General features: G+C 68.1%; 14 protein-coding genes and 1 tRNA gene. 2 read left to right on the top strand and 13 right to left on the bottom strand.

Annotated features, from left to right (window positions below):
- Positions 1-22: 22 nt before the first annotated feature.
- The 10 genes from aguB to KX816_08405 form a co-directional block, all read right to left on the bottom strand.
- Positions 23-871, bottom strand: a complete 849-nt coding sequence (gene aguB, locus KX816_08450; protein ID QXQ08001.1) for an N-carbamoylputrescine amidase — start codon at positions 869-871, stop codon at positions 23-25.
- A gap of 132 nt (positions 872-1,003) precedes the next feature.
- The gene (locus KX816_08445; GenBank protein QXQ08000.1) at positions 1,004-2,041 is read right to left on the bottom strand and encodes an agmatine deiminase family protein; all 1,038 of its coding nucleotides are present in this window, start codon (positions 2,039-2,041) and stop codon (positions 1,004-1,006) included.
- Positions 1,975-3,615: a M28 family peptidase gene (locus tag KX816_08440; protein ID QXQ07999.1), complete on the bottom strand. Its 1,641-nt coding sequence runs from the start codon at positions 3,613-3,615 to the stop codon at positions 1,975-1,977. The genes KX816_08445 and KX816_08440 overlap by 67 nt, the downstream gene beginning before the upstream one ends.
- Positions 3,616-3,652: 37 nt before the next feature.
- On the bottom strand, positions 3,653-4,447 hold the full coding sequence (locus KX816_08435) for an RlmE family RNA methyltransferase (protein QXQ07998.1): 795 nt from the start codon (positions 4,445-4,447) through the stop codon (positions 3,653-3,655).
- Positions 4,444-5,478, bottom strand: a complete 1,035-nt coding sequence (locus KX816_08430; GenBank protein QXQ07997.1) for a Ppx/GppA family phosphatase — start codon at positions 5,476-5,478, stop codon at positions 4,444-4,446. The genes KX816_08435 and KX816_08430 overlap by 4 nt, the downstream gene beginning before the upstream one ends.
- Before the next feature lie 128 nt (positions 5,479-5,606).
- Positions 5,607-6,773, bottom strand: coding sequence for a CCA tRNA nucleotidyltransferase (locus tag KX816_08425; protein ID QXQ07996.1), 1,167 nt, complete (start codon positions 6,771-6,773; stop codon positions 5,607-5,609).
- On the bottom strand, positions 6,770-7,492 hold the full coding sequence (locus KX816_08420) for a CoA pyrophosphatase (protein ID QXQ07995.1): 723 nt from the start codon (positions 7,490-7,492) through the stop codon (positions 6,770-6,772). The genes KX816_08425 and KX816_08420 overlap by 4 nt, the downstream gene beginning before the upstream one ends.
- Complete coding sequence (locus KX816_08415; GenBank protein QXQ07994.1) at positions 7,380-7,922, bottom strand: DUF1285 domain-containing protein; 543 nt, start codon at positions 7,920-7,922, stop codon at positions 7,380-7,382. The genes KX816_08420 and KX816_08415 overlap by 113 nt, the downstream gene beginning before the upstream one ends.
- A 193-nt stretch (positions 7,923-8,115) precedes the next feature.
- Positions 8,116-10,692, bottom strand: a complete 2,577-nt coding sequence (locus KX816_08410; protein ID QXQ07993.1) for a TonB-dependent receptor — start codon at positions 10,690-10,692, stop codon at positions 8,116-8,118.
- 262 nt (positions 10,693-10,954) lie between these two features.
- Positions 10,955-11,027 (bottom strand) — tRNA-Val (locus KX816_08405).
- A 97-nt stretch (positions 11,028-11,124) separates the two neighbouring features.
- On the opposite strand from KX816_08405, the gene KX816_08400 reads away from it, so the two are divergent.
- A complete protein-coding gene (locus KX816_08400) occupies positions 11,125-11,346 on the top strand; it encodes a hypothetical protein (GenBank protein ID QXQ07992.1) in 222 nt (73 codons plus the stop codon).
- 40 nt (positions 11,347-11,386) lie between these two features.
- Positions 11,387-12,604 carry a beta-lactamase family protein gene (locus KX816_08395; GenBank protein QXQ07991.1) on the top strand — a complete coding sequence of 406 codons (1,218 nt, stop codon included), beginning with the start codon at positions 11,387-11,389 and terminating at the stop codon, positions 12,602-12,604.
- 342 nt (positions 12,605-12,946) lie between these two features.
- On the opposite strand, the gene KX816_08390 is transcribed toward KX816_08395, so the two are convergent.
- From KX816_08390 to KX816_08380, 3 genes are all read right to left on the bottom strand, one after another.
- Positions 12,947-13,225, bottom strand: a complete 279-nt coding sequence (locus tag KX816_08390; GenBank protein QXQ07990.1) for a hypothetical protein — start codon at positions 13,223-13,225, stop codon at positions 12,947-12,949.
- Between the two features lie 63 nt (positions 13,226-13,288).
- Positions 13,289-14,812 (bottom strand): glucose-6-phosphate isomerase, encoded by a 1,524-nt coding sequence (gene pgi, locus KX816_08385; protein QXQ07989.1) that lies wholly within the window; start codon positions 14,810-14,812, stop codon positions 13,289-13,291.
- Positions 14,813-14,814: 2 nt separating this feature from the next.
- Entirely contained in the window at positions 14,815-15,486 is a 672-nt protein-coding gene (locus tag KX816_08380; protein QXQ07988.1) for a nitroreductase, read from the bottom strand.
- Between the last annotated feature and the right edge of the window lie 42 nt (positions 15,487-15,528).

The raw sequence follows: 15,528 nt of genomic DNA, 5'->3' as shown, positions 1-15,528 counted from the left end.
AGAGAATGGAATGGCTTGAACATCACCGGTCTTCGGCAAGACGCCCATAGAGGTCGGGCCGGCGGTCGCGGAAAAAGCCGAAGCTGGCCCGGTTGGCGCGGACCTCCGCCAGGTCGAAGCTGGCGATGACATGGCCATGCACGTCGGTCGCGAGTTCGTCGACGATGTCACCGCGCTGGTCGGCGATGAAGCTGTTGCCGTAGAAACGCTGGTCCTCTTCAACCCCGGTGCGGTTGGCGGCGACCACCGGCACGACGTTGGACACCGCGTGCCCGATCATGGCGCGGATCCACATACGGCGCGTGTCGAGATTGGGCTCGGCCGGCTCGGAGCCAATCGCGGTCGGGTAGAACAGGATCTCGGCCCCCATCAGCATCATGGCGCGCGCGGTCTCCGGAAACCACTGGTCCCAGCAGATGCCGACGCCGATGCGGCCGTGGCGAGTGTCCCAGACCTTGAAGCCGGTGTTGCCGGGGCGGAAGTAGAACTTCTCCTCATAGCCGGGACCATCGGGGATGTGGCTCTTGCGGTAGATGCCCATGACTTTGCCGTCGTCGTCGATCATCGCGAGGCTGTTGTAATAATGCGGCCCGTCGCGCTCGAAGAAGCTGGTCGGGATGTAGGTGCCGGTCTCCTTCGCGACCTTCTGCATGGCCTCGATCGCCGGGTGCGCGTCGGCCGGGAAGGCACGCGCGAAGTGGCTGTCGTGCTCGTGCCGGCAGAAATAATAGCCCTGGAACAGCTCGGGCGGCAGGATCACCTGTGCCCCGGCGGCCGCGGCCTTGCGCACTTCGGCGACGGTTGCCGCGATGTCGGCGTCCATGTCATCGGTAAAGGAGAGCTGCAGCGCGGCGGCGGTGATCTGGGTCATCGGGCTCCTCTTATCCTTCCGGTGATCGCGCTGGTAGTCCTTCGACCCCCGTCATCCGGGCGAACGCCGGGACCCATCTCCTGTTTTCGGGTGATGGGTCCCGGCGTTCGCCGGGATGACGCGCGAGTTCGTTCAGGCGGGAACTTGCTGCGTAATGCAGTGAAACGAGCCGCCACCCGTCAATATGTGGTCGGCGCGCAGTCCGACAACCTCGCGGGTCGGGAACAGTGCCTCGATGGCAGCCAGCGCGGCGGCTTCGTAGGGCGTGCCATAGACCGGAACGACGACGGTCTTGTTGGCGACGTACCAGTTCATGTGGCTGGCGGGCACGGCCTCGCCGTCGCGCTCGATCCGCCCCGGTGATGGGATCAGGACCACGTCCAGCCCGAAGTCGCGGGCGCGCTCATGGGCATCGGCGAAGGCATCGGCGTTGGGGTCGTCGGTGCCGGACGCCAAGGGCAAGGCCAATACTCCGGGCGCAACGAACCTGGCGATGTTGTCGACGTGGCCGTCGGTATGGTCGTTCGCCAGCCCGTCGCCGAGCCACAGCACGCGGTCGATGCCGAGGTCGCGGCGCAGGCGGGACTCGATCTCGACCAGATCCAGGTGCGGGTTGCGGTTGGGATTGAGCAGGCAAACCTCGGTGGTCACCGCGAGGCCGGTGCCGTCGACCTCGATCGCGCCGCCCTCGAGCACCCAGTCGTGGCGGACCAGCGGCACGCCCGCACCCTGCGCGACTACAGCCGCCACGGTGTCGTCGCCGTCGAGCTGGTACTTGCCGCCCCAACCGTTGAAGCGGAAGCCGGCCGCTGCCATCCCGGCGGCCGAGGTGATGAACAGCGGCCCGGTATCGCGCAGCCAGATGTCGCCGAAAGGTGCGCGGTGGAAGCCGACGTTGGCCCCTTCCAGCGCGGCGCGGGCGACGGCTTCGGCCTCGTCGAAAGCGACCAGCAACTCGACCCGCTCCGAAGCGGCAATCGCACGGACCATCGCCGCGACCTCGGCCTGAGCACCCGCGAGGTCATCCTCCCACAGCTCGGGATGCGACGGGAACGCGGTCCAGCACGCAGCGTGCGGGGTCCATTCGGCGGGCTGGCGGGCGGTCACAGGCCGGCCCGGCTCTTGTCGCGGACCGCGCGGAATTCGGCGGCTGGGTACCAGTTCGGCCATGCGCTGCTGTTCGCGAGCGCGTGATTGAAGCTGTAATAGGCCTCGAGATCCTGCACGGCACCGCTCCAATCCCAGTCGGGGTTATACTGGTCCGAGGGCTGGTGATAGCGGTTCGCGACATAATCGGCGGCGAGCGACTTGCCGTAGGCCTTGCCGTCGTGTGCCGGGTCCTTGCCGATGACGTCGGTGCCGCTGGTGGCCGCCACCATCGGCACGCCGACCTTGGCGAAGCTGAAGTGGTCGGAGCGGTAGTAGCTGCCCTTTTCGGGCGACGCCTCGGGGTCGACGACGCGCCCCTGCTTCGCGGCGATGGCCGTGAACATCGGCTCGACCTCCGACTTGCCAACGCCGGTGATGGTGACGTCCCGCGTGCGTCCCTTGACGCTCAGCACGTCCATGTTGACGCCGCCCGCGGTCAGGCCGAGCGGGTAGATCGGATGCTCGGCGTAATATTGCGAACCCAGCAGGCCCGACTCCTCGCCCGTCACCGCGATGAACAACTGGCTACGCGCCGTCGGCGTGTCGTGCTTCGCCTCGGTGGCGAGGGTCAGCAGGCCCGCGACCCCGCTGGCATTGTCGAGCGCGCCATTGCAGATGTCGTCGCCGGTCGTGTCGGCCGGGCAGCGCCCGAGATGGTCCCAGTGCGCGGTGTACAGAACCGTCTCTTTGGGGCGCGACGTGCCGGGAAGGATGCCGACGACGTTCTGCGAGGCCGCGTAGGCGACCGTGTTGTCGAGCGACGCGGAGGCAGTCAGAGCGCCCATCGGCACGGCCTTGAAGCCCGATCTGGCCGCGGCCGCCTCAAGCGCGGCGAAGTCGAGCCCGGCAGCGGCAAATAGCCGGTCGGACGCCGGCTTGGTGATCCAGCCTTCGATGGTGGTCCGCGACGCGCCCTTGTCGGTGGTCGCGAGGTGCTGCTTGGCGACGCTGTTGGAGGTGACCACGACGCTGAACGGATAGGCCGCAGGCTCGGTCTGGTGGATGATGATCGCGCCGGCAGCGCCCTGCCGCGCGGCCTCCTCGAACTTGTAGATCCAGCGCCCATAATAGGTCATCGCGCGCCCGCCGAAGTCGCCCTTCAGGTCGGTGCTGCGCCAGTCCGGATCGTTGACCAGGATGACCGCGGTCTTGCCGTGCATGTCGAGGCCCGCATAATCGTTCCAGTTGTGCTCGGGCGCGACGACGCCGTAGCCGACGAACACCAGGGGCGACTTCTTGAGGGCGACATGCGGCTGTTCGTGGCGGGTCCAGATGACCTCCTCGTCGACGAACTTGAGGGCGATCGGCGCGGCGCCGCCCTCGATGGTCAGGCCCGCAGTCGATGGCTTGGCGGTAATCGTCACCAGCGGCACGTCCTGCGTCCACTTGCCGTGATTGCCGGGCTTCAGGCCAATCTGCTGCATGCGCTGGACGATGTACGCCACCGCCTTGTCGCCGCCGGGGGTGCCGGGCTTGCGGCCCTCGAAGGCATCGGAGCTGAGGACCTGGGTATCGCGCTTGAGGTCGACGTCGGTGATCTTCGCTTGTGCCGCAGTCGTGGCAAGAAGGACGGTAAGCAGGACGACGAACTTCATGCGGGACTCCGGGACGCTGGTGCGGGCTGAATGCCCGTCATTCGTCGTCAGACGCAAGCTCTGTCTCGGGGTCGGCATCAGCCTCGACGACCCGCCCCTTGAAGCCCTGCGCGACGACGTACCACTCGCTCGAATCCTTGCGGCTGGCGGGAGGCTTGGCGTGCTTGACGTCGACGAAGTGGCGCTTGAGCTCGGCAACGAGACCCGGGTCGGCACCGCCTGCCAGCACCTTGGCGACGAACGCGCCGCCGGGCGCGAGCATGTCGATAGCGAACGCGAGGCCGGTCTCGACCAGTGCCATGGTGCGGATGTGGTCGGTCATGCGGTGACCGACGGTGTTTGCCGCCATGTCGCTGAGCACCAGTTGCGCGCTGCCGCCGAGCGCCGCGCGCAGTACAGCCTCCGCATCGTCGTCGAGGATGTCCTTCTCGAAGATGGTGACGCCCGCGATCGGCTCCATCGGCAGCAGGTCGATCGCGACGATGGTCGCCTTCGGGCGGGCCTGCAGCACGACCTGGCACCAGCCGCCGGGAGCCGCACCGAGGTCGATGACCCGGTCAGCATGCTTGAGCAGGTTGAAGCGCTCGTCGAGCTCGATCAGCTTGAACGCCGCGCGGCTGCGCCAACCGGCCGCCTTGGCCGCCTTGACGTAGGGGTCGTTGAGCTGCCGGGCGAGCCAGCGGTTGGACGAGTTGGTGCGCTTCTTGGCGGTCAGGACGCGGGTCTTGCCGCCCTGCGAGCGGCCCGAGCCGCCGCCGCTCCCCGGACTGCCGCCGCCGCCAGCCTTGCCCCCGCCCTTGCCGCTGCCGCCTTTGCTTCCCGGCAGGCTCATCCGCGTAGCCCCAGGTTCATCAGGGTCCGCAATATGCCCTCGCGGATGCCGCGGTCGGCGACGCGGACCTGCTGGGCGGGCCAGGCGTCGAGGATCGCCATCAGGATCGCGCAGCCGGCGACGACGAGGTCGGCGCGCTCGTGGCCGATGCAGGCGACCTCGGCGCGCTCGACCGGCGAGCGGTCACTGAGCATCGTAGCGATATCGCGAAGCGCATCGGTCGCGACCGAGCAGCCGTCGACCAGACGCCGATCATAGGCCGCGAGGCCGAGGTGGACGCTGGCCAGCGTGGTGATCGTGCCGCTGGTGCCGAGCAGTTGCAGCGGCCCCGGCTCGGCCGCCGCGACTTCGGCCGCAAAGCGCTCGAAGTGGCTGGTGACCAACGCTTTCATGCGGTCGAAGGCGGGACCGCGCTCGGCGGGGGGCAGCACGATCGCCTCGGTTTCGGCGAGCGAGACGACACCCCACGGCACGCTGGTCCAGGCAATCATCTGGGCCTCGCCGAACGCATCGAGCCGGACCAGGCTGAGCTCGGTCGAGCCGCCGCCGATGTCGAAGACCAGCGCCGGCGGGCCGTCGGCATGGATCAGGGTCTGGCAGCCGAGCACCGCCAGCCGCGCTTCCTCGGCGGGGGTGATGACGTCGAGGGCGATGCCGGTCTCGTCGAACACGCGGTCCACGAAGGCGGCCCCGTTGGAGGCGCGCCGGCAGGCCTCGGTAGCGACGTTGCGCGTGATGAAGACGCCGCGACGGCCAAGCTTGTCGGCACAGATGCGCAGCGCATCGACGGCACGGTCCTGCGCGGCGTCCGACAGCCGGCCTGACTGGACGAGGCCTTCACCGAGGCGGACAATCCGCGAGAAGGCATCGACAATGGTGAAGCCGCTGCCCGACGGCCGGGCGATCAGCAGGCGGCAGTTGTTGGTACCGAGATCGAGCGCGCCATAGGTGCGCGACCTTGCCTTCGCGGACGAGAAGACCCCGGGCGCGGGAACCTCCCCGCCGACCCCGGCAAACATCGGCATGATCATCGCCTCGACTTCGCCGGTGCAGGGGTTGCCGCACCGGTCACTTGAGCGCGATGCTACCCTGTCGGGGGCGTACGAGCAACCGAGGCTCACCGGCTCCCCCCACCCCCGGGGAATGGTCGGGTCGAGTGCTAGCCCTCGCGCACCGCGCGGTCGAGGAGGTCGTCGAACTCGGCGGGGAAGCCCGCCGCGACCCATTGCCGCTCGAACCACCCGAGCTTGTGACTGACCTCGGGACCGGGCGTGAGGCCCCGGGCGATGAGGGCGCGGCCGCTGGCGGGGAGCTTGGGCCGGGCCCAGCCCGCGAGCCGCGGATCGGCGTCCGCACCCGCGAGCAGGCGGCGGTCGCGAGCGGCGTCGATGCCGTCCCAATAGGCCTCAGCGAGCACGTCGGGCCCGGCGGGCGCCGCCATCGCGACCAGTCGCCGCCGGTCGACGTTCGAGAGGCGCAGGCGGATGGCAATGTCCTCCAGGACAATCGGGTCGGCGGGCAGCAGCGCCGCCAACCGTCGCAGCCATGACACCGGAGCGCCCTGCCCGGCCTCCGTAGCGATAAGGCGTTGCAGGCGGTCAAGATCGGCGATCTCCGACAGCACCGGGGCGAGGATACCGGCGCGCAGCATGGTGCCGACCACCGGCACCGGGTCGACGACGGCCAGAAGCTTGGAAACCTCGTCGCGGATGCGCTCGCGCGACAAAGCGAGCAAATCGTTGGCGTGAGCGGTGCAGGCGGCCAGCCCCTCGGCGTCGGGCTCGCCGCGGCCGAAGCGGGCGTGGAAGCGGAAGAAGCGCAGGATGCGAAGATGGTCTTCGGCGATGCGGGTCTCGGGATCGCCGATGAAGCGGACACGGCGCGCCTCGAGGTCGCCCAGCCCGCCGAACCAGTCGCTGATCTCGCGGGTATCGGGGTCGGCGTAGAGCGCGTTGATGGTGAAGTCGCGCCGCGCCGCGTCCTCGCGCCACTCGGTCGAGAAGGCCACGGTCGCATGACGTCCATCGGTAGCGACATCGCGGCGCAGCGTTGTGACTTCGAAGGTGTGGCCGAGCGCAACCGCGGTTATGGTGCCGTGGGCGATGCCGGTCGGGACTGCCTTGAGCCGGGCCGCGGTAAGCCGCTTGATGACCTCGCCCGGCGCCAGCGGGGTCGCTATGTCGACGTCTTGCACCGGCAGGCCGAGCAGCGCATCGCGGACCGCGCCGCCGACGATGCGGGCATTGCCGGAGCCCAGCGCGGCGACCACCGCGCGGGTCGCCGGAGCCGATAGCCAAGGCTGCTCGGGGAGGATCGGCACGGTCACGCCAGCCGCCGCGACAGGTTGACCAGCATCGCCGCGGTCGCGCCCCAGATCTCATGGCCGTCAGCGGCGATGACGTAGAAGCGCCGCTCGCGGCCCTGCCATTCTCCGGTGCGGCGCTGGTGGTTGGCGGGGTCAAGGACGTGGTCGAGCGAGACCTCGAACAGTGCCGCAACCTCGTCGGGGCTGGCGACCAGCGGCAGGTCGGGCGGGATCACCGCGAGTACCGGGGTGATCGAATAGCCTGTGCCGGTCTCGTAGAGGTCGGTGATACCGACGACCTCGACGCGGTCGGTGGGCAGCGCAACTTCCTCGAACGCCTCGCGCAGCGCAGCCGCGACGGGGCCGTCGTCCTCAGGGTCGATGCGGCCGCCGGGGAAAGCGACCTGCCCGGCGTGACGGCGCAGGTGCGCGGCGCGCCGGGTCAGCAGCAGCGTCGGATTGGGCCGGTCGATGACGGCAATCAGAACCGCGGCATCGGTCAGGATGCGGCCTTTCTCGACGCGCTCGGCGCTGACGGCCCAGTCGCCGCCATAGCTCGCCAGACCCGGCCCGACCGCTGGGCGCAACCGTTCGGCCAAGCTCACGCTGGCACTTTTGATTTGAGGCTCACGCCGCGGGGCCGAATGGGAAGAACATGCCGCCGCTCCAGACGCCGGGCGGATCGACCGCGAGCGCGAGGTCGGCGAGCTGGTAGAAGGTCGCGCGGTTGACCAGAGCATCGAGGCCGCGGCGGACATGGACATAAGGGCGCGGCGTGCCGTCGGTGGCGGTCTCGACGCGGAGTTCATGGCCGGGTCCTGCGATGACATGGTCGTCGGTGTTAAGGCGGAGCGCGATCTGCACGCCTTCTCCCTCCCCTTCGACGGTGGCTGCGACTGCGATGAACGGAGCGTCCTCGACCGCAATGTCGAGCTTCTCGCCCGGCGTCACGAGAACGTAGCCGCCGTCGGGCTCGCGGCGGAGGATGGTAGAGAACAATTTGACCAGCTCGCGGCGGCCGATCGGCGTGCCGGCGTGAAACCAGGTGCCATCGGCGGCGATCCGCATGTCGCTGTCGCCGCAGTGGGTCGGATGCCAGCTCTCGACCGGAGGCAGGCGCTGGCCGGCGAGCGCGGCGGCGATCTCGGCGAGGGAGGCGGGGTCGGACATTGCGCCAGTCTATAGCGCGGGGGGTCGGCGGGGCGATAGGGCGCGGGGGTCGCGGGGGTCGCGGGGGTCGCGGGGCGAGTTCGCCTTTCCATCCACCGCCGTCATCCCCGCGAAGGCGGGGACCCATCACCCCAGCAGTCAGTGGTGATGGGTCCCCGCCTTCGCGGGGATGACGATCGCGGCGGCGTCCCCCCTAGAACGCCACCCGCAGCGTCACCGAAGCCGTCTGCGGCGAGCCGACCGCGTAGGTCGGGAAGCCGCCGGCCGACACCGCTCCGGTGGTCGCCGTGGCCGCGATCGGGTTGACGTTGGTCGTGCTGCTGATCGAGCCGAGGTACTTCTCGTCGAACAGGTTGCTGACGTTGACCTGGATGAAGGCGCCTGGGAGGTATTTGTCGAGCTTCAGGCGGGCGTCGAGGTCGACGACGTTGTAGCCGGAGACGACCTCGTCGTTGACGTCGGTGCCGAAGCGCTTGCCGACGTGCTTGAAGTCGAGGCCGATCTCGAACACCCGGCCTTCGTACTGCGCGCGGGCGCCCCACTGGTACTTGGGGGTTTCGACGAGCTGCTTGCCCTTGGTCGGCACGATGATCGGCAGGCTGCCGAGTGCCGCCGAGGTGACGCCCGACTGGAAGTCGCTCTTGACCTCGGTGTGGGTGTACGAGAACGTCCCATACAGCGAGACGTGCTTGATCGGCTCGAAGCCCGCCTGGCCGTCGAAGCCGTAGAAGTCGACCCGGCCGACGTTGCGCACCAGGTTGATGCCCTGGTCCTGGTCGAAGGCGCGGACGATGCGGTTGTCGAAGCGGTTGTAGTATATCGCACCGCTCGCCAGCACGGCGCCGCGCTGGTAGCGGTAGCCGAGGTCGACGGCCTTGGTAGTCTCCGGCTTCACCAGCGAGAGCTGGATGTCGTACAGGTCGTCGGTGCGCGGCGCCGACAGGCTTTCGGCATAGCTGACGTAGATCTGGTGACCGTCCCACGGCTTGAACGAGACGCCGACATTGGGCAGCACCTTGTCGTACTTGATCACCGCGCTGAACGGCCGCCGCAGCGCGCCGACGGCGGTGCCGGTGTTGGGGGTGCCGAAGTCGACGATCTTGTAGCCGGCGCTGAGCAGCTGCGCCTCGGCCGCCGCGGTGCAGAAGGCGAAGCCCGAGCCCGAGGCCTGCGCAACGCCCGGCGTCGAGTTCGATGCCGAGATCGTGTAGCAATGCTGGTTAAGCTCGCGGCGGAAGAAAGGAGCGCGGACGCCGAGGTTCACCTCCACCTTTTCGTCGAAGAACTTGCCGCGGTATTCGCCCGAGAACTGGTTGAGCTGGGCGATCGAGAAGCGGTCGCGGTTCTGCAGAGGATTGCCGTCGAGGGTCAGCACCGGGTCGGAGCCGTGGCCGCCGAAGACGCTTTCCGGGTTGCCGCTCTGGTCGAGGAAGCCGAACTCGCCGGTCTGCTTGTGGCGGCCGTAGTCAAAGGCGTAGGCGAAGCGGATGCGGTGCTGGTCGCTGAACTCGTAGATCAGCGAGGCATTGACGCCGTAGCGGTTGGTCTGGGTGTTGTTCGGACGGTACAGGCGGACGAAGTCGCTGATGTCGCCGTCGCCGTTCAGGTCGACGCCGCGGGCGATGCGGGTGGCAGCAGTCGCGCCGTTGAAGACGCTGCCCTGCAGGCGCGGATCGGTCTCGGCGACGACCTCGTTCCCGCCGCCGTTGGCCAGTGTGTACTGGTACGACGGGTCGACCGTCAGCGTCAGCCCGTCGGCAAGGGTGAAGCGCCCCTGCGCGCGGATGTTGCCGGTGTTCGAGGGGTTGATGAACAGGTTGTAGTAGCCGCTGTCGGCACCGATCGTGGTGCCCTGGCACGACTGGTTGTTGGCACCGTTGTTGCCCGCGACGGGTACGCCGCTGCCGGTCGGGCGCTCGTCCTGGACGCCCGCGCCGGGGGTCGGGCGGACGCAGGTGTCGACACGGTCGATATCGTGGTCAGTGAAATACTCGCTGAGCCGCAGGTTGCGGATGAAGTTGTTGCGGTTGCGGGTGTAGTTGCCGATCACGCTGACGAAATCGCCGCTGCTGCCGATCGGCTGGTAGACGCGGAAGTTGGCCTGGTACTTCTCTTCGCTGCCCGGGCCCTTGAACTTGTCGTACTTGGCGTAGCTGCCGGAGACCCAGGCGCTGGTGTGCCACGGGCCGAACTCGCCGCTGTCGAGGATGCCGATGACGCGGCGGTAGTTCTCCTCGCCGTAGGTGCCCTGCACCATCGCGCCCGGGTCTTTGGTCGGCTTGCGGGTGACGTAGTTGATGGTGCCGCCGGCGGCGCTCGCGGTCGGGCTGTCGACGTCGGTGGTGCCGATATTGACGGTGGCGCGCTCGATCAGCTCGGGGTCGACCTGCTGGCCCGAGTAGATCGAGTAGTTGCCGGTGTCGTTGACCGGTATGCCGTCCTGGGTCAGCGAGATGCGCGCGCCATCAAAGCCACGGATGCGGACGTTGCCGCCCGAGTTGCCGTAGGCGTCGTTATTGGTGAAGTTATAGCCCGGCGTCAGGTTGAGCGACTGCAGGATGCTCTGGCCCGGCTGCTGCTTCTGGATGAAGTCGGCGCCGATCGAGGTGCGCGACTTCGGCGCGGATTCAGCGACGATGACGGTCTCTGCTCGCTTTGCTGCGGTGACGACGATCTCGTCAAGCGCCTGCGAGCCGGTCGACTGCGCCAGCGACATTCCGGGCACGACGAGGAGGGCTGCTAAAGCGCAGCCAAGACGAAGGTTACACACTGTAAAGCCCCTTGAAACACTGTTGTTCTTGCGCTTGGGCGGAGCTCGGCCCCCGCCCGTCGCTGCGTTCGATGCCCCGTATCTGGCTCGAAAATATTACAGTTGAGCGACAAATTGCGGATCGTTGCGTATCGGGTTTTTGCAAGCGTCACCGGGTGTTGCTGCGCTGCAACGGAGACTTTCACGAGTGTTAATCGACCTTACGGAGTCGCAATAATGGCGCTCCGGTATCGGCACTCGTCCTATCGGCTCGCGGGGAACGTGGGCGATGACGGGCTCGAACCGCCGACATCTTCCGTGTAAAGGAAGCGCTCTACCAACTGAGCTAATCGCCCGCGCCGCCGTCCTAGCGAAGCCGCGCGCCGCTGTCATCACTTGGCACCGGTGTGCCAATCGGCGATAGCAGGCGGACGCCCGACACCGGAGCTGCCAATGCTTGCCCGCCTGTTCGTCGATCATCCGCGCACCGTCGGCGAGAGCTATTTCGAACACATGCGCGCCTCGCTTGGCACCGCTGCCAAACTGGCGCGGGCGAGTGCGGCCTGCGTTGTCCACGCTGTCGTGCCGGGGCTGTGCAAGACCACCGGGTCGACCGCGATCTTCAAGCTCCACGCCGAGGTCTCGCCGCGCCGGTTCGACCAGCCGACGCTCTAGGCCAGCCGTCGCCGCACCCGCCCGCAGCATCAGGACCGCCATGCCCAACGCACTCGGTTTCGACCCCCAGCGTCTCGCCGCGATCGACGACTTCCTCGACCAGAAATATGTCCAGACCGGGCGCCTGCCCGGTGTGCTGACGATGGTCGCCCGTCGCGGCGAGGTCGCGCACCTCGGGGTCAGGGGCATGGCCGACGTCGAGCGCGGCGTGGCACTCGCCGAGGACACGCTGTTCCGGATCTACTCGATGACCAAGCCGCTGACCTCGGTGGCGCTGATGATGCTGGTCGAGGAGGGCAAGATCGCGCTCGACGACCCTGTCCACCGCTACATCCCCGAGTGGAAGAACCTCGGCGTGTTCGCCGCCGGCACTCACCGCACCGGCTTCCAGACGACCCCGGTCAAGCGCCCGATGCTGGTCGTCGACCTGCTCCGCCACACCGCGGGCCTGACCTATGGCTTTCAGCTCCGCACCAACGTCGACGCCGCCTACCGCGCCGCCAAGATCGGCGAGATCGAGAAGGCCGGCACCCTCGACGACATGATCGCCAACCTGGCCAGGCTGCCGCTGGAGTTCTCTCCGGGCGACAAGTGGAACTACTCGGTCGCGACCGACGTCGTCGGTTATCTCGTCGGCAAGGTCGCGGGCGAGCCGTTCGAGGCGTTCCTGCAGCGGCGCCTGCTCGACCCCCTCGGCATGACCGACACCGGCTTCAACGTCGCCGAGGGCCAGGGCCACCGCTTCGCCGCCTGCTACCAGCCGACCAAGGAAGGCGGGCTCGAACTCCAGGACGATCCGGCGACCTCCTCGTACCTGCAGCCGCCGGGGTTCGTCTCGGGCGGCGGCGGGCTCGTGTCGACCGCGGGCGACTACATGAAGTTCGCTCAGGCGATGCTGGCCGGCGGCAAGACCGCGTCGGGCGAGCGCCTGATCAGCCGCAAGACGCTCCACCTGATGACCGCCAACCACCTGCCCGGCGGCGTCGACCTGCCGGCGCTTTCGGTGTCTCTGTTCAGCGAGGCGCAGTACGAGGGCGTCGGCTTCGGCCTCGGCTTCGCGACCTCGACCAGGGCGTCGAAGACCCTGATGCCGGGCAGCGACGGCGACTATTTCTGGGGCGGTGCCGCAAGCACGTTCTTCTGGTGCGATCCCGTCGAGGACCTCGCTGTGGTGTTCATGACCCAGCTGATCCCGAGCTCGACCTACCCGGTCCGGCGCGAGGTGCGGACGATGGTGTACGCGGCGCTCGACGACTGAGCAGGGCGGGCGTCACCGGCAGGAGCCGGCGAGCGGCAAATTCGACTCCGAGTAGCGGGTCAACGTTGACACTAGTCCACGCCCAGCGAGAGTTTTGTTGTGCGACCATCTTCCTGCCCCTGCCTTCTTCGGGAAGCTTGATCGGTGCGAACCACTTCGCAAGCTCTTCCGCGGCACGGCAACAAGAGCTCCGCGCTCACCAACCCCATGGAGAGGGAGGCGAGCCGAGGGAGTTTGGCTTGATGTATCATCCCCTCGTGTACCACTCCAGTACATTTGTAGGACACAAGGTTCGCGATCGGCTTCTGTCAGTATCCAGATCGAGTGACCGTTAGTGAGTGGTTAGCTGACGCTGCGGCCCCGAAGGTAAGCGGCCTGCTCCGCCGCTTCGTCGTCGGAATAAAGGTGGTCAGGCACTCCTTGGGTGGGCTGATATTCTCCGTAACCAAGCCGCTCATTATACAGCTGCATCGCTTGGTGCCACGAAGACGCTTGGAGGCTAAAAACAAGCCGCGCTCCTGGGGTTAGTGTCGGACGTAGCTGGTCGGTTCGTTCGCGAACTGGGCCGAACTCGCTGTCACCATCGTCGTTTGCCCAATACTCATGCAGCAGGTCGATCATATTTGATCATTATCTCGACAGGCTAAGGTCCGCCATTGGGCGAAAGCGGATCTGGACTGCCCCCTACAAGCCCGCCCGCCGCATCAGCGCCGTCGTCGAAGCATCGAACTCACCCCCCTCGCCCATCGCGTTGGCCATTTCCTTGCCGAGCTCGACGCCCCATTGGTCGAACGGGTTGATCCCGAGCAGGCAGGCGGCGGTGAAGGTGCGGTGCTCGTAGAAGGCGAGCAGGCTGCCGAGCGTGCGGGCGTCGAGGCGGTCGAGCAGGATCGTCGTCGAGGGCCGATTGCCGGGGAAGGTCTTCGCCGCCGCCAGCGCGGGGTTGCCGCCGGACTTGGCCAGTGCTTCCTCATGGGTGCGGCCGCGCATCAGGGCCGCGCCTTGCGCGAAGCAGTTGCTCAGCAGCTGGGCGTGGTGGTCGCCGCCGAGCGCGTGGCCGGGCTCCTTGACCGCGACGAACTCGACCGGGCCGCTGAGACTGCCCTGGTGGAGGAGCTGGAAGACCGCGTGCTGGGCATCGGTGCCGGTGCCGCCCCAGGTGACGGGGGCGGTGCGGCGGTCGAGCGGGCGGCCGTCGCGGGCGACGCGCTTGCCGTTCGACTCCATCTCGAGCTGCTGCAGGAACGACGGCAGCAGGCGCAGGCGCTCGTCGTAGGCGAAGACGCCGCGTGCGCCCTGCCCGAGCACGCTCGCGGCCCAGACATCGAAGGCTCCCGCCAGCGCCGGAGCGTTGCGCTCGAACGGGGCGTCGGCGAAGTGACGATCGATCGCGGCAGCCCCCGCGAGCAGCTCCTCGAACGCGCTCCAGCCGCAGCGCAGTGCGAGCGGCAGGCCGACCGCGGACCACAGGGAATAGCGCCCGCCGACAGTCTCGGCGAAGGGCAGCACGTCGGCGGCGCCCCAGGCCCTGGCCTTGTCGGGCGCGGCGGTGACCGCGACGACCTTCGAGCGTGGCTCGGCGATGCCGGCGGCGGCCAGCCAGTCGAGCGCGGAGGCGGCGTTGGTCATCGTCTCCTGCGTCGTGAAGGTCTTCGAGACGACGATGATCCGCGTCGTCGCCGGGTCGCATCGGGCGGCGGCGCGCTCGAGGGCGACGCCGTCGATGTTGGCGACGATCTCGATGGTGGGGCCGTCACCGCCGTGGCCGAGGGCATCGACCAGCAGCGCCGGGCCGAGCGCGGAGCCGCCGATGCCGATGTGGAGGATGTGCCGCGTACCGTCGCCGCGCAGACGCTCGACGACCGCTCGCATCGCCGCCTTGCCCTCGGCGGCAACAGCCAGCGCCGGGCCGGAGCCGCTGCCGCGCTCGTGCGGGTGGGTGGCGGCGCGGTTCTCGCTCGGGTTGACGACCTCGCCCGCGAACAGGCGAGCGCGCAGGTCGGCGAGGCCGCTCGCCTCGGCCAGTGCGGCGAGATCGGCGACGACGGCGGCATCGAGCGCGAGCTTGGAGAAGTCGAGGTGGAGCCCGGCGACGTCGACCGACATCTTCGCGACGCGGTCGGGCTCGCTCTCAAACAGCGCCGGCAGCGATGCGTTCGCCAGCCGGTCACGCGCTACGCCGAGGCGTGACCAGAGTTCAGCGGTCATGCTCAAAACCCCCGGAAGGTCGCGTATTCGGCGACGTCGGCGCGCCGCGGCACCATGGAGTTGGCCGGGTCGGCGGTGTCCTTGAAGCCGATCGCCATGCCGGTGAACAGCATCCGCTCCTCCGGAATGTCCAGGAAGGCGCGGATGGTCTGGGGATAGATCGCCCAGCATTCCTGCGGGCAGCTGTCGAGGCCCTCCTCGCGGAGCAGCAGCATCACCGTCTGCAGGTACATGCCGAGGTCGCTCCACTGCGGCGGCCCCATGGTGCGGGCGACCGAGCAGAACAGCGCGACGGGAGCACCGAAGAACTGGAAGTTGCGGGCGAACCACATCAGCCGCTCGCGCTTGCTCTCGCGCGGGATGCCGAGCGCACCGTACAGGTCCTCGCCGACCTCGAAGCGGTAGCGGTTGTGCCGTTCGGGAAGTTCCTTCGGGTAGATGTCGTACTCGGTCGGCTCGCCCTTGGGGTTCTCGGCGACCTTGGTCATCATTAACGTCTTAAGCGCGTCCAGCGGCGCGCCCGCGACGACATCGATATGCCACGGCTGGAGGTTGCCGCCCGACGGCGCGCGCCCGGCGCGCTCGATGACGCGGTGGATCACGAGCGGGTCGACTGGCGTTGGTAGAAAGCCGCGGACCGAACGTCGCGACGCCACTGCTTCGCTGACCAGCATGATCTCTCCCGAACCTTGCGCCCGAACCTTGAGCCGACCTGT

It is taken from the genome of Sphingosinicellaceae bacterium (assembly GCA_019285715.1).
In the GTDB taxonomy this organism is placed as follows: domain Bacteria; phylum Pseudomonadota; class Alphaproteobacteria; order Sphingomonadales; family Sphingomonadaceae; genus Glacieibacterium.
This window is presented reverse-complemented; position numbering and strand designations above follow the sequence as displayed.